Source organism: Exiguobacterium sp. s6 (genome assembly GCF_018618155.1).
In the GTDB taxonomy this organism is placed as follows: Bacteria; Bacillota; Bacilli; order Exiguobacteriales; family Exiguobacteriaceae; genus Exiguobacterium; species Exiguobacterium mexicanum_A.
Window position 1 is genome coordinate 1638038 of the sequence record NZ_JACSLN010000001.1, and the last position, 17153, is coordinate 1655190.

Sequence of the window (17153 nt, forward strand, 5' to 3'; positions counted from 1 at the left end):
ATGCCACCTCACTGTATGATTTTCTTCGTCATATAGACTCGTTGGACCTCACCTGACTCCAACAGTCCGTTTAATTGTTTACGGAGCGACTGCTCAAATTTCTGCATGTCTTCCTTCGTCGTCAACTGGGCTTTCGTCATGCCGGCCAAATCACCAAGGATGACGTTATGCACTTGAAACTTGCGAAGTTCGAGATCTTCTTTCGTTTCAGCGGCATCGGTCACGATTGTGAACTGGACGTTGATGAAACGCTCATCTTGAATGTTCGTTGTCATGTCATCCGTCGTGAAGCTACGTTCGGCCAACTCTTCGGCGGTGACCGGTTTCGTTTTCGCCGTCACGTTGTCTCCGAACAAATATTTATAAGTCATGAATCCGGCCCCGCCCATGACGAGCAGGACGACTAGCAAGATGAGCACCATCTTCATGGCGCCACCTTTTTGTTTTTCTTCACTCATCTTCTTCACCTCGTATGCCTGTCGTTCCAATCAGACCGATCGAGGCATAAAATGCCGTCGTCCGGTCGATGATTTGTTGTTTCGTCTCGCTGACGATATACGTTTTTCCGTTATACAAGTGAATGATCGTATCCGGTTCGGCCTTGACCGTCTCGATGAACAAGGCGTTCAATACGAGTTCTTCACCCCGGAGTGTCGTGACGCGAATCATCAGCGTTTCAAGTTGACGAGTTCTTGGAGGATCTCGTCCGATGTTGTGATGATACGAGTGTTCGCTTGGAAACCACGTTGAGCGACAATCATTTCTGTGAACTCTTCCGACAAGTCGACGTTCGACATCTCGAGCGCGCCCGAGACGAGTTCTCCACGTCCATCTTGTCCAGGGATGCCGATGTTCGGTTCACCTGAGTTTTGCGATTGAATGAAGTTGTTTGCTCCGACTTTCGAGAGTCCGGCATTGTTGGCGAACGTGACGACTTGGATTTGACCGACGACCGTCGATTCCCCGGCATTGTTCACATAGCTGACTTGTCCGTCTTTACCAATCGAGAGTGACTTCGCACCGGCTGGGATGTTGAGGCGGTCACCCGTCGTACTGAGGACGTAGGCTCCATCTCCATTGACGAGGTCGCCCGTGTTATCTGTATAGAAGTTACCGGCCCGTGTGTATTGCGTTTGACCGTTCACATCCAAGGCGAAGAATCCTTCTCCTGAGATCCCGACGTCAAGTGCTCGCCCTGAGTTTTGCATGGCTCCTTGGTTATAGACGTTGTCGACGGTCGCCATCGTGCCCCCGAGACCGACTTCTTTCGGGTTGACCCCGCCGCTGACTCCGTTCGCCGCGGTCGCACTACCGACTTGCTGACTGACGAGGTCCTTGAACGTGACCCGACCTTTTTTATAGCCGAACGTGTTGACGTTGGCGATGTTGTTCCCGACGACGTCAAGCTTGGATTGGAAGTTCTTTAAACCACTGATTCCTGAGTACATTGCTCTTAACATGATGAATCCTCCTATGCTTGTTTGATGGAAGTGATGTTATACACGTTGATGGACGTCCCGTCCTCAAGGTCGGCGACATAGCCAGCTTCGGTCTTCGAAATCGAGAGGACACGACCCGATCCTTCAATCGTCTCGGTTTCCGTCTCCGTCATATAATCGACCGTTTGACCGATCATATTGCTGAACTCCGAAATCGAAGCCATTTGCCGATCGACAAGGGCCGAATCGAGTTGTTTCGAAATCGTCTGCATCTGTTCGAGAGAAGAGAACTGGGCCATCTGGGAGATGAACTCACGGTCTTCCATCGGTGACATCGGGTCTTGGTTGGCGAGTTGCGCGAGCAACAGCTTCAAGAACATGCTTTGATCATATTGGTTCGTTGCTTTAGGCATCGATTGATCCGGTAACGTATAGTCACTCGTCTTCGGCTGGATGGTCGTCATCTTCTGGTTCTCCTTTCGGTTGTTCCTGCTGCTCCGGTTCCGGCTGGTCGAACTCGTTGAATCCGGATCCTTTCGTCTCGAGCGCCTGTTGGGTCAAGTTGATCTCGACACGGACGTTTTGCGTCAGCGGTTGAAGCGTCTGTTGCAACTGTTGGACCTGTGACTGAAGCAACTGCTTCGCTTCTTGGTTGCTCGCAAACAGTTTGACGACGAGTTCCCCATTTTGACGTTCGAGTTTGACGACGAGCTCGCCTAACTGTTCAGGATAGAGGCGGACCGTGAACACTTTGGATCCGTCGGCTCCACTCTTGAACGGTGCACGTTGCAAAGCGGCTTCGATTCGGGCCTGCAAATTCTCCGGCAGTGAACCTTTTGAGGCATACATCACCATTTCCGAATCAATTTGCGGTTTCGACCAGGTCATCCCTTTGGGCATCCATTCGGTCTCTTTTACCGAGGGTTGCAATTGCGCAACTTGTGTTTCGGTTTGAGTAAGTCCGGGTATAGATTTAGGGGTCTGTCCGAGCGTCCCTTTAAACTGCGCAACGACTTGTTGGATGATGCGCACGTTCTCTTCCACTTGATCGGTCGGCACGGGTGTAACGAGTGCTTCCGTTTCCTTTTTCGTCAGCGTGAACGAGATTGTCGGCGCCGCCATTTGTCCAGCGAGGAGTGCGGGCGTCACGGCCGATGTCGTCTCAAGAGTTGCCGCTGACTGATCCGGGGCGACTTGATTTAAAATCCCAATATAAGCATCCATAAACTTTCGGTAAGCATCTGCCGGCAGTGATTTCAACCATTGCAGGCTGTCGGGCTGTTGGAGCCATTGCTCCAATCGGTTCGATACATTCTCGAGCGGAAGCGGTTCCTCGTCTTCCGTGGCGACCGCCACCTCTGGAGATGGCGTCGAGGTCCCGAGCATCGCCGAGAGCAACTCCAAAAACTGTCCGGTCGGGGTCGCAGCCGCTTCCCCGCCTTTTTGGGTCGTCCCTTGTAGCGATTGGGCGAGTAAGGCGATATTCATCATCACGTCCTCCTTTCCTGTCATTGGAGCAACTGGGTCACGACGGCGGCCTGTTGGGCATCCATCCGTCCTAAAATGTCGGCTTGTTGCTTCGGTGACAATTCTTTCAATAAGTTGGCCACTTGCGGGCTCTCGAGTTCATTCATGATGGCAGCAGCTTGTTTCGCGGACATCTCTTCATAGACGCGAGAGACGTCCGAGGTTTCTTCTTCGACCGCACTTGCCGTCGCCAATTCCGCGACGAGCCGGTCACGCTCTTTGATCAACTTCGATACTTCCTCTTGGCGCGCCTTCACTTCGTTCGTCAACTCGACATTGTCCGCTCGAAGCTTCTCAATCTCGGCGTTCGCCACTTTCAAACGATTCGCGGTATCCGCGTCGATTCCGGTCACGTTCACGTCCGTCTTCACTTTTTCTTCCGGCTCTTGTTTCGCACCGATCTCTAGAAACGGGACCGATAACAACGGACGGTCCATCGCATAGTTCATGACGACGATCCCTCCAACGAGTAGAAAGATGGCCGGGACGAGAACGAGCGCGACCAGTAGCTGTCTTCCCCGCTTCGAGTTGTCTTTTTCCATCGGTTTACTTCCCTTTCCCGTGATGAATCACTGCCAGCTCATCGATGAAATGTTGCTCGATGAGCTTCGTCGCAGCCACTTCATGTTGACTGACTTTTTCATGCAGCGTTACATATTTCTTTTCCTCAACGACTTTTCCGAGCAAGCGCTCTTGTGACAGATGGTACCGATTGCGCGCCTGCTGGACGACGAGCTGTTGCGTCTCGATTTGACGTTTCAGCCGTTCGCGTGTCTGCTCACGATATTGCGACATGAGCAGGTCGATGACGCCATCCTGTTCATCTTGACTCTTCATAAGCGACTCGTACGTCAACACGAGCCGATAGAGCGCCTCCATCTCCGTCTCGAACCGTGCTTTCTGTTGTCTCATCTCCGTCGCGGACTCTTCTTTCTCATGTTCCGCGATTGGCATGATGCGTTCTAACAATAGTCTGTTCATGGTTCACCTCGCACGATCTTGGCCAAACGTTCGAGCGATTGCTCGAGCGGGGCCTCTTCTTCGATGGATTGCTTTAAAAAAGTCAATAACGCTGGGTATTGCTCAATCGCCGTATCGATTGCCGGGTTCGTCCCTTTTTTATAGGCCCCGATATTGATCAAGTCCTCGGCGTCCAAGTACGTCGCCAACCAGCCGCGGAACGTTTGGGCGGCCTCACGGTGCATCGGCCCCGCAATTTGGTTCATGACACGGCTAATCGACTTTAAGACGTGGATCGCGGGGAACTGGCCACGGTTCGCGAGCGAACGGTCCATGACGAAGTGGCCGTCCAGTATGCCTCGCACCGCGTCTGCGATCGGTTCATTCATATCATCCCCGTCGACAAGGACAGTGTAAAAAGCGGTGATCGAGCCCGTCACAGCGGTACCGCTTCGTTCCAACAGTTGCGGCAACATCGCGAACACGGATGGGGTATACCCTTTTGACGTCGGAGGTTCACCGGTCGCAAGACCGATTTCCCGTTGCGCCATGGCAAAGCGGGTCACCGAGTCCATCATGAGGACGACTTCCTTGCCTTGGTCCCGGAAGTATTCAGCGATGGCCGTCGCCGTATAAGCCCCTTTCAATCGGACGAGAGGCGGTTGGTCGCTCGTCGCCACGATGACGACCGAGCGGGCCATCCCTTCTGGTCCGAGCTCTTTCTCGATGAACTCTTTCACTTCACGGCCACGTTCACCGATTAAAGCGATGACGTTTATGTCGGCCGATGAGCGTTTGGCGATCATCCCGAGCAGAGTCGACTTCCCGACTCCTGAACCCGCGAACAACCCGACCCGTTGCCCTTTACCGACCGTTAACAGACCGTCGATGACGCGGACGCCGGTCGACAAGACATCTAAAATCCGCGGTCGCTCGAGCGGGTTCGGTGGCTTCCGAAGGACATCGTAGCGTTTTCCCGGAGTGACTGCTTCACCGGACAAAGGACGGCCGAGACCATCGAGCACTTGTCCGATCAGTTCGTCACCGACCGGGACTTGGAGCATCCGACCCGTCCCTTTGACCATACAGCCCGGAGCGATTTGGGTCGTCTCCCCGTAAGGCATGAGGAGCACGCGGGCCTCATTGAATCCCACGACTTCCGCCTCGACATGTTGGCCGGACGGGAGTTCGATCAGACAGCGCTCTCCGATAAAAGCGCTCGGCCCCGTCGATTCAATCATCAGTCCGACGACTCGACAGACCCGGCCGACTTTCCGGACGTATTCGTCCTCGGCGGATGCCGTGATCGACTGAAGGACGTGGTCAATAAGCGCCATCGGCCAAAACCTCCTCGATTTTGGATTGGATGCGTTCAAAGCTGTAAGTCAAATCGAGTTCGTCACCGTGGTGAGGTGTCTCGATCCGGACGCTCGTCTCGCTCAAACCGGCATCCGCCCGATATTTCAAAGGCGGACCGTCTGGTGTCGCCCACTCCGAATCGAAACGTTGAATCGAAGCGAGACGGGTCGGATGGACGTACACCGTCAACGACTCGGCGTCGAGCTGACGGAGCAACTGTTCTCGAATCCGGTCGGCGAACAGCGCCTCATCTTTCCGGACAAGCTCTGTTGTGACGCGGGCGCTGACCTCGAGGGCGAGGGCGACGAGTTGTCGCTCCGCGTCCCGCCACTTCGTATCGAACAGTTGTTCAAGTTCGACGGCGACGGTGTTCAGCCGCGTCGTCAACTCGTCGTACTCCGCCTTGCCTTCCCGTCTACCGTGGTCAAACCCTGCGTCAAACCCTTCTTGTCGGGCTGACGTCAACACTTCCTCTCTCAGCACCGCGAGTTCCTGTTCTATCGAGGCACGGCGACTCTGAAGCGCTTCTTCGTCTAACCGGAGTTGTTCACGCTTTTGTTCCAACTGCTCATTTTCTTGGTCGTAATGCTCCACCGATACCGGCTCAAGAAACGGTTTCGAGTCGATCCGTTGCGGTTCGAGCGGTGTCGCGTAATAGCGTTTAATCACGTTAGACAACGATGTCATCTCCTCCGCCGCGGCTGATCACGATCTCTCCGACGTCTTCTAAGCGACGGATGATGCCGACGATACGGCTTTGCGCTTCTTCAACGTCACGCAACCGGACAGGCCCCATGAATTCCATGTCTTCTTTGAACGTTTCGACCATTCGCTGTGACATGTTTTTGAAGATGATCTGTTTGACTTCTTCGGACGATACTTTGAGGGCAAGCAATAGGTCGTCGTTTGCCACTTCGCGGATGATTCGTTGAATCGCACGTGAATCGAGCGTGACGATATCTTCGAAGACGAACATCCGTTTTTTGATTTCCTCGGCCAGTTCCGGGTCTTCAATTTCAAGCGCATCGAGGATGGTGCGCTCGGTCGTACGATCGACCCCGTTGAGCACTTCGACGACCGCTTCGATGCCGCCAGACTGGGCGTAGTCTTGCATATCGGTCTGGGACAAGTTTTTCTCGAGAATCTGTTCAATCTCGTGAATGACGTCCGGATTGAGTCGATCCATCGTCGCGATCCGTTTGGCGACTTCCGATTGAATCTCAGGCGGGAGTTCCGATAGGATTTGTCCCGACTTGACCGGTTCGAGATGCGCCAAGATCAAGGCGATCGTCTGCGGATGCTCGTTCTGGATAAAGTTGAGCAACTGCTTCGGGTCGGCCTTACGGGCAAACTCGAACGGTCGAACTTGGAGCGTCGATGTGAGCCTATGGATGAGGGCCATCGCTTTCTCTTCTCCGACCGCTTTCTCGAGCACCGTTTTCGCAAACCCGATCCCGCCTTGCGTGATATAACTTTGTGCCATGGCGAGCTCGTGGAACTCGCCCATGATCGCTTCTTTTTGTTCGGACGATACTTTCTTCAAGGCCGAGATTTGTAACGTCAACTGTTCCATCTCTTCTTCCGACAGATGTTTGTAGACGTTCGCAGCCACCTCAGGTCCAAGCGAGATCATGAGCATGGCCGCTTTTTCCCGGTTCGCTTGTTTTGCGTAATTCACAGTACTCACTCCTCAGACATCCAAGTACGGAGAAGTTTGGCGAACTCTTCAGGATTGCTCTCTGCCAATTTCTCCAACTGTTTCTTCTTGACGGCCCCTTCGCCTCGTTCTTCAAGGTCGAGGTCCGGTACTTCGTCTTCATATGGAACTTCCCATTCGTTCGACTCGGCAATCGGTTCACGTTTGCGTTTACGCATCGCGAAGAACAATAGCGCGAGCAAGACGACGGCCCCTGCTGCTGCTGCATACATCCACCACTGGGTAGGTTGTTCGACCGCAGCCGCTTCTTCCGTCTCAGCGAACGGACGCGATACGACGACGACTTTCTGTTCAAGTTCCGCCTCTGTGAGCGCCTCGCCGGTCTTGGCGAGTGACGTCCGGATAATCGAGTACATCATCGTCTCGAGGTCACCTTCGAGTTGTGGGTCAATCGTCGTCGCCCCGTTTGGCGGTTCGACAATCAATTGAACACCGAGATCACGAATCGAGTACGGTGCGTTTTGAATCTGTTTCGTGATGCGGTTGACTTCATAATTGATGATTTCATGATTCTTTTCGCTTTCTTCTTCCCCGGTGCCGGTGGCGGCTGGGAAATTGACCGTGTCATTCTCGGCCGTGCCCGCCGCGGTCGCCGCGCCGGTACCGCCGGTGTACGCTTCGGCGATTCGTTCGGCCGATGTGACGATCCCTTCCATGCTGTCCTCGTTGACAGGTGTCACGAGGTTCTGCTCTTCTGCCGCTTGCGTCGTGTCGATATCGGCCGTAACCGAGACGAGGACGCTCCGCTCTCCTAAGAGGACGGAAAGCATCTGTTGAATCTGTTGACGGACATCTTTCTCAACTTGACGCTTCAAGACGAGCGGATCGGTGGATGATCCTCCTGCCGTCGTCGTTTGGTCCAAATCGTAATACGTAAAATATTGGTCCATGACCGAGATGTTTTCTGGTTTCAAGTTCGGTACGCTCTTACTAATCAAATGGTAGAGCCCTTTGACCGTCGCCGGTTCAAGATTCGTACCTGCTCCTAAATTTAAGACAATCGACGCCGTCGGCTCGCCCTGGTCTTCCGCCAAGAAGACCGATTTCTCAGGAATCGAGATGATGACTTTCGCTTGGTTGATCCCTTCGATCTGTGTGATCAACCGCTCGAGCTCGGTCTGCATCGCACTCCGTTCGATGACGGCCATCTCGCGGTCGGTCGTTCCAAAACCGGCATTTTCACTGAAGAAACTGTAGTCGATTGCGCCTGACTTCGGGATGCCCGCTGCCGCGAGGCTGACTTTCAATTGATCGACCTGTTCGCTCGGTACGTATACACTCACGCCGTTCGATGTCGCTTTAATTTCGGCTTTCACACCGTCAGCCGTCAGCTTCTCCGTCACCTCGCCCGCTTCTTGGGCGGACAGGTTCGTATAAAGCGGAGCCATGTTCGGGCGCGACAGCCAGACGGTCAAGACCACCGCGACGAGAAGTACGCCGGCGATGACGAGGCCCCAAAAGATTTTACGGTTCGTCTTCATCGTTTGAAGGGAACCGGTCAGTGAACCGAATCGTTCTTTTAACTTTTCATTCATCGCAACTCGTCATCCTCTACATTAAACTTGCATTCGCATCATTTCTTGATAGGCCTCGACCGCTTTGTTTCGCACCTCAATGGCGAGTTGCATCGCAATCGACGACTCTTCACTTTGAATCATGACTTGATGTAAATCTGCTTTGCCGACAGCAAGGTCGGCCCGGGCTGAACTCGTCGCTTGTTGGACATCGTTCAACGAGCGCATCGCCTCGTTCAAATACGTACCGAACTGAGACGGTGTCTCTTTTACCGTCGGCGTGACGGTCGGTTGTGTACCGATCAACTGTATCGGGTTAATTTGCATCGTTTGTCACTCCTTATCCTTTACCGATTTCCATCGCTTTGACGAGCATCGCTTTCGTGGCGTTCATTGCTGCGATGTTTGCCTCGTATGACCGGGTCGCCCCCATCAAATCGACCATTTCTTTCAACAGGTCGACGTTCGGCATTTGAACGTAGCCGCGGTCATCCGAATCTGGATGGCTCGGGTCATAGACGAGCTTGTACGGGCTTTCATCTTCCACGATTTGTGATACTTCGACGCCGCCGCTGACGGCGGACAACTGTTGTCGAAACGGTGCTTCCTGCAAGACGGTCATTTTCCGCGTATACGGTTGCCACTCTCCGTCGACGAGTTTGCCTCGTGTCGTCTGGGCGTTCGCGATGTTTGCGGATACCGTGTCCATCCGAAGCCGCTGTGACGTCAATGCCGTCGCCGAGATATGAAAACTATCAAACATCCCCATCGTTAACGTCCTCCTCTAATGACGGTCTTGAGTCCGCCGAGCCGGCGGTTCAATTGTTCCATCATCGCTTCGTATTGAAGTTGGTTCCGGGCCAACTCGCTCATTTCATAGTCGAGGTCGACGTTGTTCCCGTCACTTCGCATCGCTCCTCCGGCCCGGTCCGTGATCGTCGTTGCCGCTCGCTCGCTCGGACGTCCACCCGCCAATTTGAGACGCATCTCGTTGTTCAACGTCTGTTCGAACACGGCTTGTTTCGCCCGGAAGTTCGGGGTATCGATATTTGACAGGTTATGGCTGATGACCTTCTGATTTACGACCGAATGATTGATCGCTTGCTTCATTAATTGATAGTCGGTGCCGATCCAATTCATGCGTTTCACTCACTTTCACCAAAAGAATGCATGTATATACCTTATTTGGAAAATCTACTATTACATTGAAACAAATCTGTAACAGTGTTGAAAGATATTTTTGTTAAAACAGGTAAATGCTATCTTCTGTTTTTGTCGAATTTACGACGAATTCTGAAAATAATTACTTTTGTACTAAAAAAAGTCGCTCCCGACGTATCGGAAGCGACTTTATAAGTCGAAAGTCCTAATTCAATAGACTTTCCTATAATTCATATACTGAATTGTCTTTATTTCAATTCGATTTCAACTTTTGTAATTCGAACAAGAAGTTGTCATTTAGTATCTTAATATACGTTCCTTTCATACCAAGCGAACGTGATTCGATGACGCCTGCGCTTTCCAATTTGCGGAGCGCATTGACGATGACCGAACGTGTGATTCCCACTCTATCGGCAATTTTGGAAGCAACTAACAGACCTTCGTTTCCACCGAGCTCCTCGAAGATATGTTCGATCGCTTCGAGCTCTGAATAAGAGAGCGAGTTGATCGCCATTTGAACGACCGCCTTCTTACGAGCCGACGCCTCGGCTTCAGCCGCTTTCTCACGCAGGATCTCCATTCCGACGACCGTCGCGCTATATTCTGCCAAGACGAGGTCGTCTTCCGTGAACTCATTGTTGAGACGGCCGAGTACGAGTGTCCCGAGACGTTCACCGCCTCCGATGATTGGGACGATCGTCGTCATCGAGTCGAGGAACAGTTCACGGTTCTCGACCGGGAAGGCTGTATATTCACTGTCGATGCCGATGTTTTCTGTCGTCTCTTTCACGTTGAACAAGTTCGAGGCATAAGGCTCCGGGAATTGGCGGTCGACTAAAAACGCCTTCATCCGTTCGTTCTCGATCTGTTGTTTGATCGCGAAACCGAGCAAGCGGCCGCGACGGCTCACGATGAACGTATTCGCTTCGAGTACTTCGCGCATTTTGTCCGCCATTTCTTTAAAATCAACGTGTGCGCTTGCCTCTTGTTGAAGCATCGTGTTCAATTGGCGTGTTTTGTCTAGTAAGTTCATAATTCTTATTTTCCTCCCTGTATGTGCATACAGAATCTTATAGTATAAATTGGCTCAAGTCTCGATCTTCCGCGATCGATCCGACTTTTTCTTTTACATAAGCCGGTGTGATTTGAACGTGTGTCTGCGGCATATCGGCCGCCTCGAACGACAAGTCCTCAAGCACACGCTCCATGATCGTGTACAAGCGGCGGGCCCCGATGTCGTCCGTCTCTCGGTTGACGTGCGTGGCGATACGAGCGATCTCTTCGATGGCCGAATGCGTGAACTCGACACTGATCTCCTCAGACTCGAGAAGAGCGGTGTACTGCTTGATGAGTGCTTGGGACGGCTCGGTCAAGATCTTGACGAAGTCTTCTTCGGTCAAGCTGCCCAATTCGACGCGAATCGGGAACCGACCTTGAAGTTCAGGAATCAAATCGGACGGTTTGGCCATATGGAATGCGCCGGCGGCGATAAACAGCACGTGGTCCGTCTTGACCGGGCCATACTTCGTCACGACGGTCGACCCTTCGACGATTGGGAGGATGTCACGTTGGACCCCTTCCCGCGAGACACCTGCGTGATCTTGCGACTTCGTCGCAATCTTGTCGATCTCATCGACGAAGATGATGCCCATCTGTTCACTGCGGCGGACGGCCTCGTCATGAACCTCGTTCATGTCGAGCAAGTTCTCCGCTTCTTCAGCGACGATGAGCGGTCGTGCTTCACGGACTGGCAGTTTGCGCTTTTTCCGTTTTTTCGGCACGATTTGACCGAGCATGTCTTGGAGATTCGATAACCCTTCCATGCCTTGTCCTTGGAACAGGTCGACGGTCTGTTTTTCTTCGAGGTTGACCTCAATCAACCGTTCTTCGAGCTCACCGAGTTCAAGCAAGCGGCGCAGTTGCGCGCGATCGGACGACTGTGTGCTCGTCGGTTCCTCGGTCTTTTGACCTTGACCCCCGAACAGCGCCTCAAACGGATTGGATGCGGTCGGCTCGACCTTGGCTTTCCCTTGCAGGGCGTCGAGGATGCGTTCGGTCGCTGCGACCTCGGCTTGTTCTTTCACGCCCTCTTTCTTCTCTTCCTTCACGAGACGGACCGAATCTTCGACGAGGTCCCGGACCATCGACTCGACGTCACGGCCGACATAACCGACTTCCGTGAACTTCGTCGCTTCGACTTTGACGAACGGTGCGCCGACGAGTTTGGCCAACCGTCGCGCGATTTCCGTTTTCCCGACACCGGTCGGTCCGATCATCAAGATATTCTTCGGTGTCACTTCATCGCGCAAGTCGGCGCTCAGTTTTTGACGCCGATAGCGATTGCGGAGCGCGATCGCGACCGCGCGCTTCGCATCTTTCTGTCCGATGACGAAGCGGTCTAACTCCGCTACGATTTGGCGGGGTGTCAGTTCACGTTTCATTCAGAATCGCCTCCGATCGTTTCTACGATGACTTGGTCGTTCGTGTAGACGCACAGTTCCCCGGCAATCTCGAGAGCGGCACGGGCTATGTCTTCTGCTGTTTTCTCCGGCGAATGGCGCACGAGGGCACGTCCGGCGGCGAGGGCGTAGTTCCCGCCCGAACCGATGGCCAAGATGCCGTCGTCCGGTTCAATCACTTCCCCGTTCCCAGACACGAGCAATAAGTGATCACTGTCCATGACGATCAACAACGCCTCAAGTTGGCGGAGCATCTTATCCCCACGCCACTCCTTGGCCAGCTCGACGGCCGCACGCGGCAAGTTTCCGTTGTACATCTCAAGCTTCGATTCAAACTTTTCGAAAAGGGTGAACGCGTCGGCGACGCTGCCGGCGAATCCGGCGACGACTTTGCCGCCATAAAGACGTCGTACTTTTTTGGCCTTGTTTTTCATGATGACGGCGTTCCCGAACGTGACTTGTCCGTCTCCGCTCATCGCGCCGTGTCCGTTATGGCGGACCGCGAAAATCGTGGTTGCATGAAACATCTGATGACCTCCTACTTTCTCGGATGTGTAGCTTGATAGACCGCTCGCAGACGCTCGGTCGAGACGTGGGTATAACGTCCGGTCGTGGAGAGCGACTCGTGTCCGAGCAGTTCCTGGACGGCGCGAAGGTCCGCCCCGCGCTCGAGCAGGTCCGTCGCAAAACTGTGACGGAGTGAGTGTGGCGTCAACGGCTTGTGAAGGCCTCCCAGCTTCCGGAGTCGCTTCATGACGTAGCGAATTTGGTCCGTTGTCACCCGATTCCCTTTTTGACTGAGAAATAATGCCGTTTCCTGAGTCGTCGCGCACGTTTGCCGCATGTCTAAGTAACGGTCGAGCGCCTCGATGGCGAACTGCCCGATTGGGATGTAACGTTCTTTCTTCCCTTTCCCGACGACATGGACGAACGCGAGGCCCGCATCGTAGGACGACACGTCCATGCCGCACAACTCGGCGACACGCATGCCTGTCCCGTACAACATCTCGACGATTGCGACATCACGTGCCCGTAGGAATGGGTCGTCTTGCCCTTCGGCTGCCTTCAAAAGCTGTTCGACCTCGCTCGGCACGGCGAACGTCGGTAGCGACTTTCGCCGTTTCGGTGACGTCAAACCATGAAACAACGGTTCACCGCCCGTTTCACGTGCCACAAATTTCCCGAATTGTTTGAGACACGATACTTTTTGGGCGACCGTCGTCGTGGCGGTGTCTGCCTCATAAAGAGCATATAAATAACGCCGCGCCGACTGCACATCATAAGGATCTTGATGTGTCGATTGGCAATAAACGGCGTACTGGTCGAGCGTCTGCTCGTAAGAGCGTTTTGTATGAGGAGACAGTCGGCGTTCGACTTGGCAATAGCGCAAAAACGATTGTTGATCGTCAACGAATCTCATCCTCTCGCCTCCTCGTTTTCAGCTTAAAAACGCATGTTCCCGTCAAATCGAAATTAGCATAGCATACACAGTCAGAGGTGACAATAGATACCTCTTCAATAATCTGAAAATTTTCAAAGTGTTGTACAAATTACACAATTGAAATTTAGATTCATCAAAAAGGAGCCAAAAAATGGCTCCTTTCCCTTAAATCTCTTTATACTGTTCAATCGTTTCGAGGGCACGGTTCGCGTAGCGCTCGTAACGTTCTTGTTTCTTCATCTTTTTCGGAGCGTCTTCAAGCGACGGCACGAGACCGAAGTTCGCGTTCATCGGTTGGAAGTGTTTCCCGTCCGTTGTCGTGATGTAGTGCGCCATCGAACCGAGCATCGTCTCACGCGGGAGGACGACAAGCTCTTCCCCAGCGATCAGCTTCGCCGCGTTGATCCCGGCGAGGAGACCAGAGGCCGCCGACTCGACATACCCTTCGACACCGGTCATCTGGCCGGCAAAGAACAACGTGTCGCGTGTGCGGGCCTGATACGTCGGTTTCAAGAGGCTCGGTGAGTTGATGAACGTGTTCCGGTGCATGACACCGTAACGCACGATCTCGGCGTTCTCAAGACCTGGAATCAATTGAATGATTCGTTTCTGTTCGCCCCACTTCAGGTGCGTCTGGAAACCGACCAAATTGAAGAGCGTCCCGGCCGAGTTATCTTGCCGCAATTGCACGACCGCATGCGGACGTTTGCCCGTCTTTGGATCTTCAAGGCCGACCGGCTTCATCGGTCCGAACAAGAGCGTCTTCTTGCCGCGTTGGGCGAGTACTTCAAACGGCATGCAACCTTCGAAGTAAATCTCTTTCTCGAACTCTTTGAGCGGGACGACTTCGGCTTTGACGAGTTCGTCATAGAACAAGTCGAACTCCTCTTCCGTCATCGGACAGTTGAGGTAGGCCGCTTCGCCCTTATCGTAACGGGACTTCAAGTACACCTTGTCCCGGTCGATCGTCTCGCCGTCCAAGATTGGAGCGGCTGCGTCGTAGAAGTACAAATAGTCTTCACCAGTGAACGCTTTGAGCGAAGCCGAAAGGTCAGGCGATGTGAGCGGCCCGGTCGCCATGATGACGATCCCGTCCGGAATCGCCGTGATCTCTTCGTTGTGCACGGTCACGTTCGGATGGTTTTTCAACGTGTCGGTCACGAATCCTGCGAAGTCGTGACGGTCGACGGCGAGAGCACCGCCGGCCGGTACGCTCGCCGTATCCGCCGCTTTCAAGATGAGCGAGTCGAGCGTACGCATCTCTTCCTTCAAGACACCGACCGCATTTTGGAGCCCGTTCGCCCGGAGCGAGTTCGAGCAGACCAATTCCGCGAATTGGTCCGTATGGTGTGCCGGCGTCTTTCGCACCGGTCTCATTTCATACAAATCGACTTGAATCCCGCGCTTCGCGAGTTGCCAAGCCGCCTCGGAGCCGGCGAGGCCCGCTCCGATCACAGTTACACGTTGCTGCAAAGTTAATCCTCCTCTAACTGATGTACCTCGGCATGGGTACAGTTCGTACATTGATATTTCACGCCGTCTTTGATTTTTTTCTCGACCATCATCTTACCACATTCCGGACACGGTTTCGCGACCGGTTTGTCCCATGAGACGAACTCACAGTCTGGATAGTTCGAGCAGCCGTAGAATAGACGACCTTTTTTACTGCGTCGTTCGACGACTTGTCCGTCTTTGCAGCTCGGACATGGGACGCCGATCTCGACTTGTACCGGTTTCGTGTTCGTACAGTTCGGGAAGTTCGAGCACGCCATAAATTTACCGTAGCGGCCCATTTTGATGACCATCGGCGCACCGCATACTTCACAGTCGATACCAGCCGGTTCATCTTTCACTTCGATCTTCTCGATCTCGGCCTCGGCCCGTTTCAAGCGTTTCTCGAAACTGCGATAGATCGGGGCAACGACGTCGGTCCATTGGACTTCCTCGTTCTCGATCGAGTCGAGGAGCGTCTCCATGTCGGCCGTGAACTGTACGGTGATGAAATCGTTGAAATACTCGTCAATCATCTCGATGACAAGTTCACCGAGCTCCGTCGGGACGAACTTCTTCTCTTCGAGGACGACGTAACCACGTTTTTGAATCGTGTCGAGCGTCGGTGCATATGTCGACGGACGACCGATCCCGAGCTCTTCCATCGCCCGGACGAGCCGTGCCTCGCTATAACGCGGCGGCGGTTGGGTGAAGTGCTGTTTCGGCTCGATCGTGTCGAACTTGACGAGGTCGTCGACTTCGAGCGGTGGGAGCAACCCTTCTTTTTCTGGATTCGTATCTTCGATATCGTCATCTTTCGATTCGATATACACTTTCATGAAACCTGGGAATTTGACGGTCGATCCGTTGGCACGGAAAATCATGCCGTTCGATTCGACGTCGATTTTTACCGTGTCGAGGATGGCCGGCGCCATTTGGCTCGCCACGAGACGTTCCCAAATCAACTTGTACAGTCGGAGCTGGTCGCGTGACAGGTATGCTTTGACCGAGGCCGGGTCACGTAACGCCGACGTCGGACGAATCGCTTCGTGGGCATCCTGGGCGTTTGCCGCCTTCTTCTCTTTTTGTTTCTGCAATGCGACATACTCTTCACCGAACGTGGACTCGATATACGATTTCGCTTCTTCTTTCGCCAAATCTGAGATCCGTGTCGAATCGGTACGCATATACGTGATCAAACCGACGGTACCTTCTTTCTTACCGAGGTCGATCCCTTCGTAAAGTTGTTGCGCGAGCATCATCGTTTTCTTGGCACGGAAGTTGAGCTTACGGGCCGCATCCTGTTGGAGCGAACTTGTCGTAAACGGGAGCGAGGCGTTCCGCTTCCGCTCTTTCTTCGTGACATCGATGACTTTGAACGAGTCGTCGATCGCGTTGAGCACCGCGTCGGCGTCTGCCTCGCTCTTGAGCTCCAGTTTCTTCCCGTCTTTCCCATAAAACGAAGTCTCGAACAATTCGCCTTCATGGTTGAGCATGAGTTTGATCGTCCAATACTCTTCTGGGTCGAAGGCGTTAATCTCCCGCTCCCGGTCGATGATCATTTTGACGGCCACTGATTGGACACGTCCGGCCGATAAGCCTTTTTTGACTTTCTTCCATAATAATGGGCTCATCCCGTATCCGACGAGACGATCCAAAATTCGCCGCGCTTGTTGGGCGTCGACGAGATCGTGATTGATTTTACGTGGGTGCTTGAATGACTCCTTGATCGCATCTTTCGTGATCTCGTTAAAGACGACCCGACATTCTGTCGTTTCGTCGACACCGAGGGCACGCGCTAGATGCCAGGCGATCGCTTCCCCTTCGCGATCCGGGTCAGCCGCGAGAAAGATTTTCGTCGCTTTTTTGGCTGCCGTCTTCAATTCTTTCAAAACTGGGCCTTTTCCACGAATCGTAATGTACTTCGGTTCAAAGTCATGTTCCACGTCGACACCGAGTTGACTTTTCGGTAAATCGATGACGTGACCCATTGACGCTTTGACCGTGTAATTCGATCCTAAATAACGTTTAATTGTCTTTGCTTTCGCCGGTGATTCGACGATCACCAAATATTTTGCCATACAT

20 protein-coding genes are annotated in these 17153 nt (G+C 53.3%); all 20 read right to left on the reverse strand.

From position 1 onward, the window contains the following. Positions 1-8: 8 nt before the first annotated feature. The 20 genes from KNP75_RS08475 to topA all read right to left on the reverse strand — a co-directional run bounded on the left by KNP75_RS08475 (position 9) and on the right by topA (position 17149). Positions 9-458, reverse strand: a complete 450-nt coding sequence (locus KNP75_RS08475; protein WP_034777211.1) for a flagellar basal body-associated FliL family protein — start codon at positions 456-458, stop codon at positions 9-11. Beyond that, entirely contained in the window at positions 451-669 is a 219-nt protein-coding gene (locus KNP75_RS08480) for a flagellar FlbD family protein (RefSeq protein ID WP_034777209.1), read from the reverse strand. The genes KNP75_RS08475 and KNP75_RS08480 overlap by 8 nt, the downstream gene beginning before the upstream one ends. Further along, a complete protein-coding gene (gene flgG, locus KNP75_RS08485) occupies positions 669-1460 on the reverse strand; it encodes a flagellar basal body rod protein FlgG (protein WP_138859600.1) in 792 nt (263 codons plus the stop codon). Before flgG ends, KNP75_RS08480 begins: the two co-directional genes overlap by 1 nt. Positions 1461-1471: 11 nt before the next feature. Further along, complete coding sequence (locus tag KNP75_RS08490) at positions 1472-1903, reverse strand: flagellar hook capping FlgD N-terminal domain-containing protein (protein WP_034777205.1); 432 nt, start codon at positions 1901-1903, stop codon at positions 1472-1474. Further along, on the reverse strand, positions 1875-2927 hold the full coding sequence (locus KNP75_RS08495; protein ID WP_232939361.1) for a flagellar hook-length control protein FliK: 1053 nt from the start codon (positions 2925-2927) through the stop codon (positions 1875-1877). Before KNP75_RS08495 ends, KNP75_RS08490 begins: the two co-directional genes overlap by 29 nt. 20 nt (positions 2928-2947) lie before the next feature. Then, positions 2948-3508, reverse strand: coding sequence for a MotE family protein (locus KNP75_RS08500; protein WP_215190217.1), 561 nt, complete (start codon positions 3506-3508; stop codon positions 2948-2950). Positions 3509-3512: 4 nt separating this feature from the next. Next, positions 3513-3947: a flagellar FliJ family protein gene (locus KNP75_RS08505; RefSeq protein WP_034777199.1), complete on the reverse strand. Its 435-nt coding sequence runs from the start codon at positions 3945-3947 to the stop codon at positions 3513-3515. Further along, positions 3944-5263 (reverse strand): flagellar protein export ATPase FliI, encoded by a 1320-nt coding sequence (gene fliI, locus KNP75_RS08510; protein WP_034777197.1) that lies wholly within the window; start codon positions 5261-5263, stop codon positions 3944-3946. The genes KNP75_RS08505 and fliI overlap by 4 nt, the downstream gene beginning before the upstream one ends. Then, the gene (locus KNP75_RS08515) at positions 5250-5972 is read right to left on the reverse strand and encodes a FliH/SctL family protein (protein WP_215190218.1); all 723 of its coding nucleotides are present in this window, start codon (positions 5970-5972) and stop codon (positions 5250-5252) included. Before KNP75_RS08515 ends, fliI begins: the two co-directional genes overlap by 14 nt. Beyond that, positions 5956-6963: a flagellar motor switch protein FliG gene (gene fliG / locus KNP75_RS08520; RefSeq protein ID WP_034777193.1), complete on the reverse strand. Its 1008-nt coding sequence runs from the start codon at positions 6961-6963 to the stop codon at positions 5956-5958. Before fliG ends, KNP75_RS08515 begins: the two co-directional genes overlap by 17 nt. Positions 6964-6968: 5 nt before the next feature. Further along, on the reverse strand, positions 6969-8537 hold the full coding sequence (gene fliF / locus KNP75_RS08525) for a flagellar basal-body MS-ring/collar protein FliF (protein WP_214797027.1): 1569 nt from the start codon (positions 8535-8537) through the stop codon (positions 6969-6971). A 21-nt stretch (positions 8538-8558) separates the two neighbouring features. After that, positions 8559-8843, reverse strand: coding sequence for a flagellar hook-basal body complex protein FliE (fliE, locus tag KNP75_RS08530; RefSeq protein WP_034777189.1), 285 nt, complete (start codon positions 8841-8843; stop codon positions 8559-8561). A gap of 13 nt (positions 8844-8856) precedes the next feature. After that, on the reverse strand, positions 8857-9285 hold the full coding sequence (gene flgC / locus KNP75_RS08535; RefSeq protein WP_034777187.1) for a flagellar basal body rod protein FlgC: 429 nt from the start codon (positions 9283-9285) through the stop codon (positions 8857-8859). Between the two features lie 2 nt (positions 9286-9287). Beyond that, the gene (flgB, locus tag KNP75_RS08540) at positions 9288-9656 is read right to left on the reverse strand and encodes a flagellar basal body rod protein FlgB (RefSeq protein WP_034777185.1); all 369 of its coding nucleotides are present in this window, start codon (positions 9654-9656) and stop codon (positions 9288-9290) included. Between the two features lie 274 nt (positions 9657-9930). Then, on the reverse strand, positions 9931-10710 hold the full coding sequence (codY, locus tag KNP75_RS08545) for a GTP-sensing pleiotropic transcriptional regulator CodY (protein ID WP_016508279.1): 780 nt from the start codon (positions 10708-10710) through the stop codon (positions 9931-9933). 37 nt (positions 10711-10747) lie between these two features. Beyond that, positions 10748-12118 carry an ATP-dependent protease ATPase subunit HslU gene (gene hslU / locus KNP75_RS08550; RefSeq protein ID WP_214752713.1) on the reverse strand — a complete coding sequence of 457 codons (1371 nt, stop codon included), beginning with the start codon at positions 12116-12118 and terminating at the stop codon, positions 10748-10750. Further along, positions 12115-12663: an ATP-dependent protease subunit HslV gene (hslV, locus tag KNP75_RS08555; RefSeq protein ID WP_214752711.1), complete on the reverse strand. Its 549-nt coding sequence runs from the start codon at positions 12661-12663 to the stop codon at positions 12115-12117. Before hslV ends, hslU begins: the two co-directional genes overlap by 4 nt. Positions 12664-12674: 11 nt before the next feature. Then, positions 12675-13556: a tyrosine-type recombinase/integrase gene (locus tag KNP75_RS08560; protein WP_052090099.1), complete on the reverse strand. Its 882-nt coding sequence runs from the start codon at positions 13554-13556 to the stop codon at positions 12675-12677. Between the two features lie 186 nt (positions 13557-13742). Next, positions 13743-15050 carry an FADH(2)-oxidizing methylenetetrahydrofolate--tRNA-(uracil(54)-C(5))-methyltransferase TrmFO gene (gene trmFO / locus KNP75_RS08565; protein WP_251128219.1) on the reverse strand — a complete coding sequence of 436 codons (1308 nt, stop codon included), beginning with the start codon at positions 15048-15050 and terminating at the stop codon, positions 13743-13745. Positions 15051-15052: 2 nt separating this feature from the next. Then, entirely contained in the window at positions 15053-17149 is a 2097-nt protein-coding gene (topA, locus tag KNP75_RS08570) for a type I DNA topoisomerase (RefSeq protein WP_034777177.1), read from the reverse strand. Between the last annotated feature and the right edge of the window lie 4 nt (positions 17150-17153).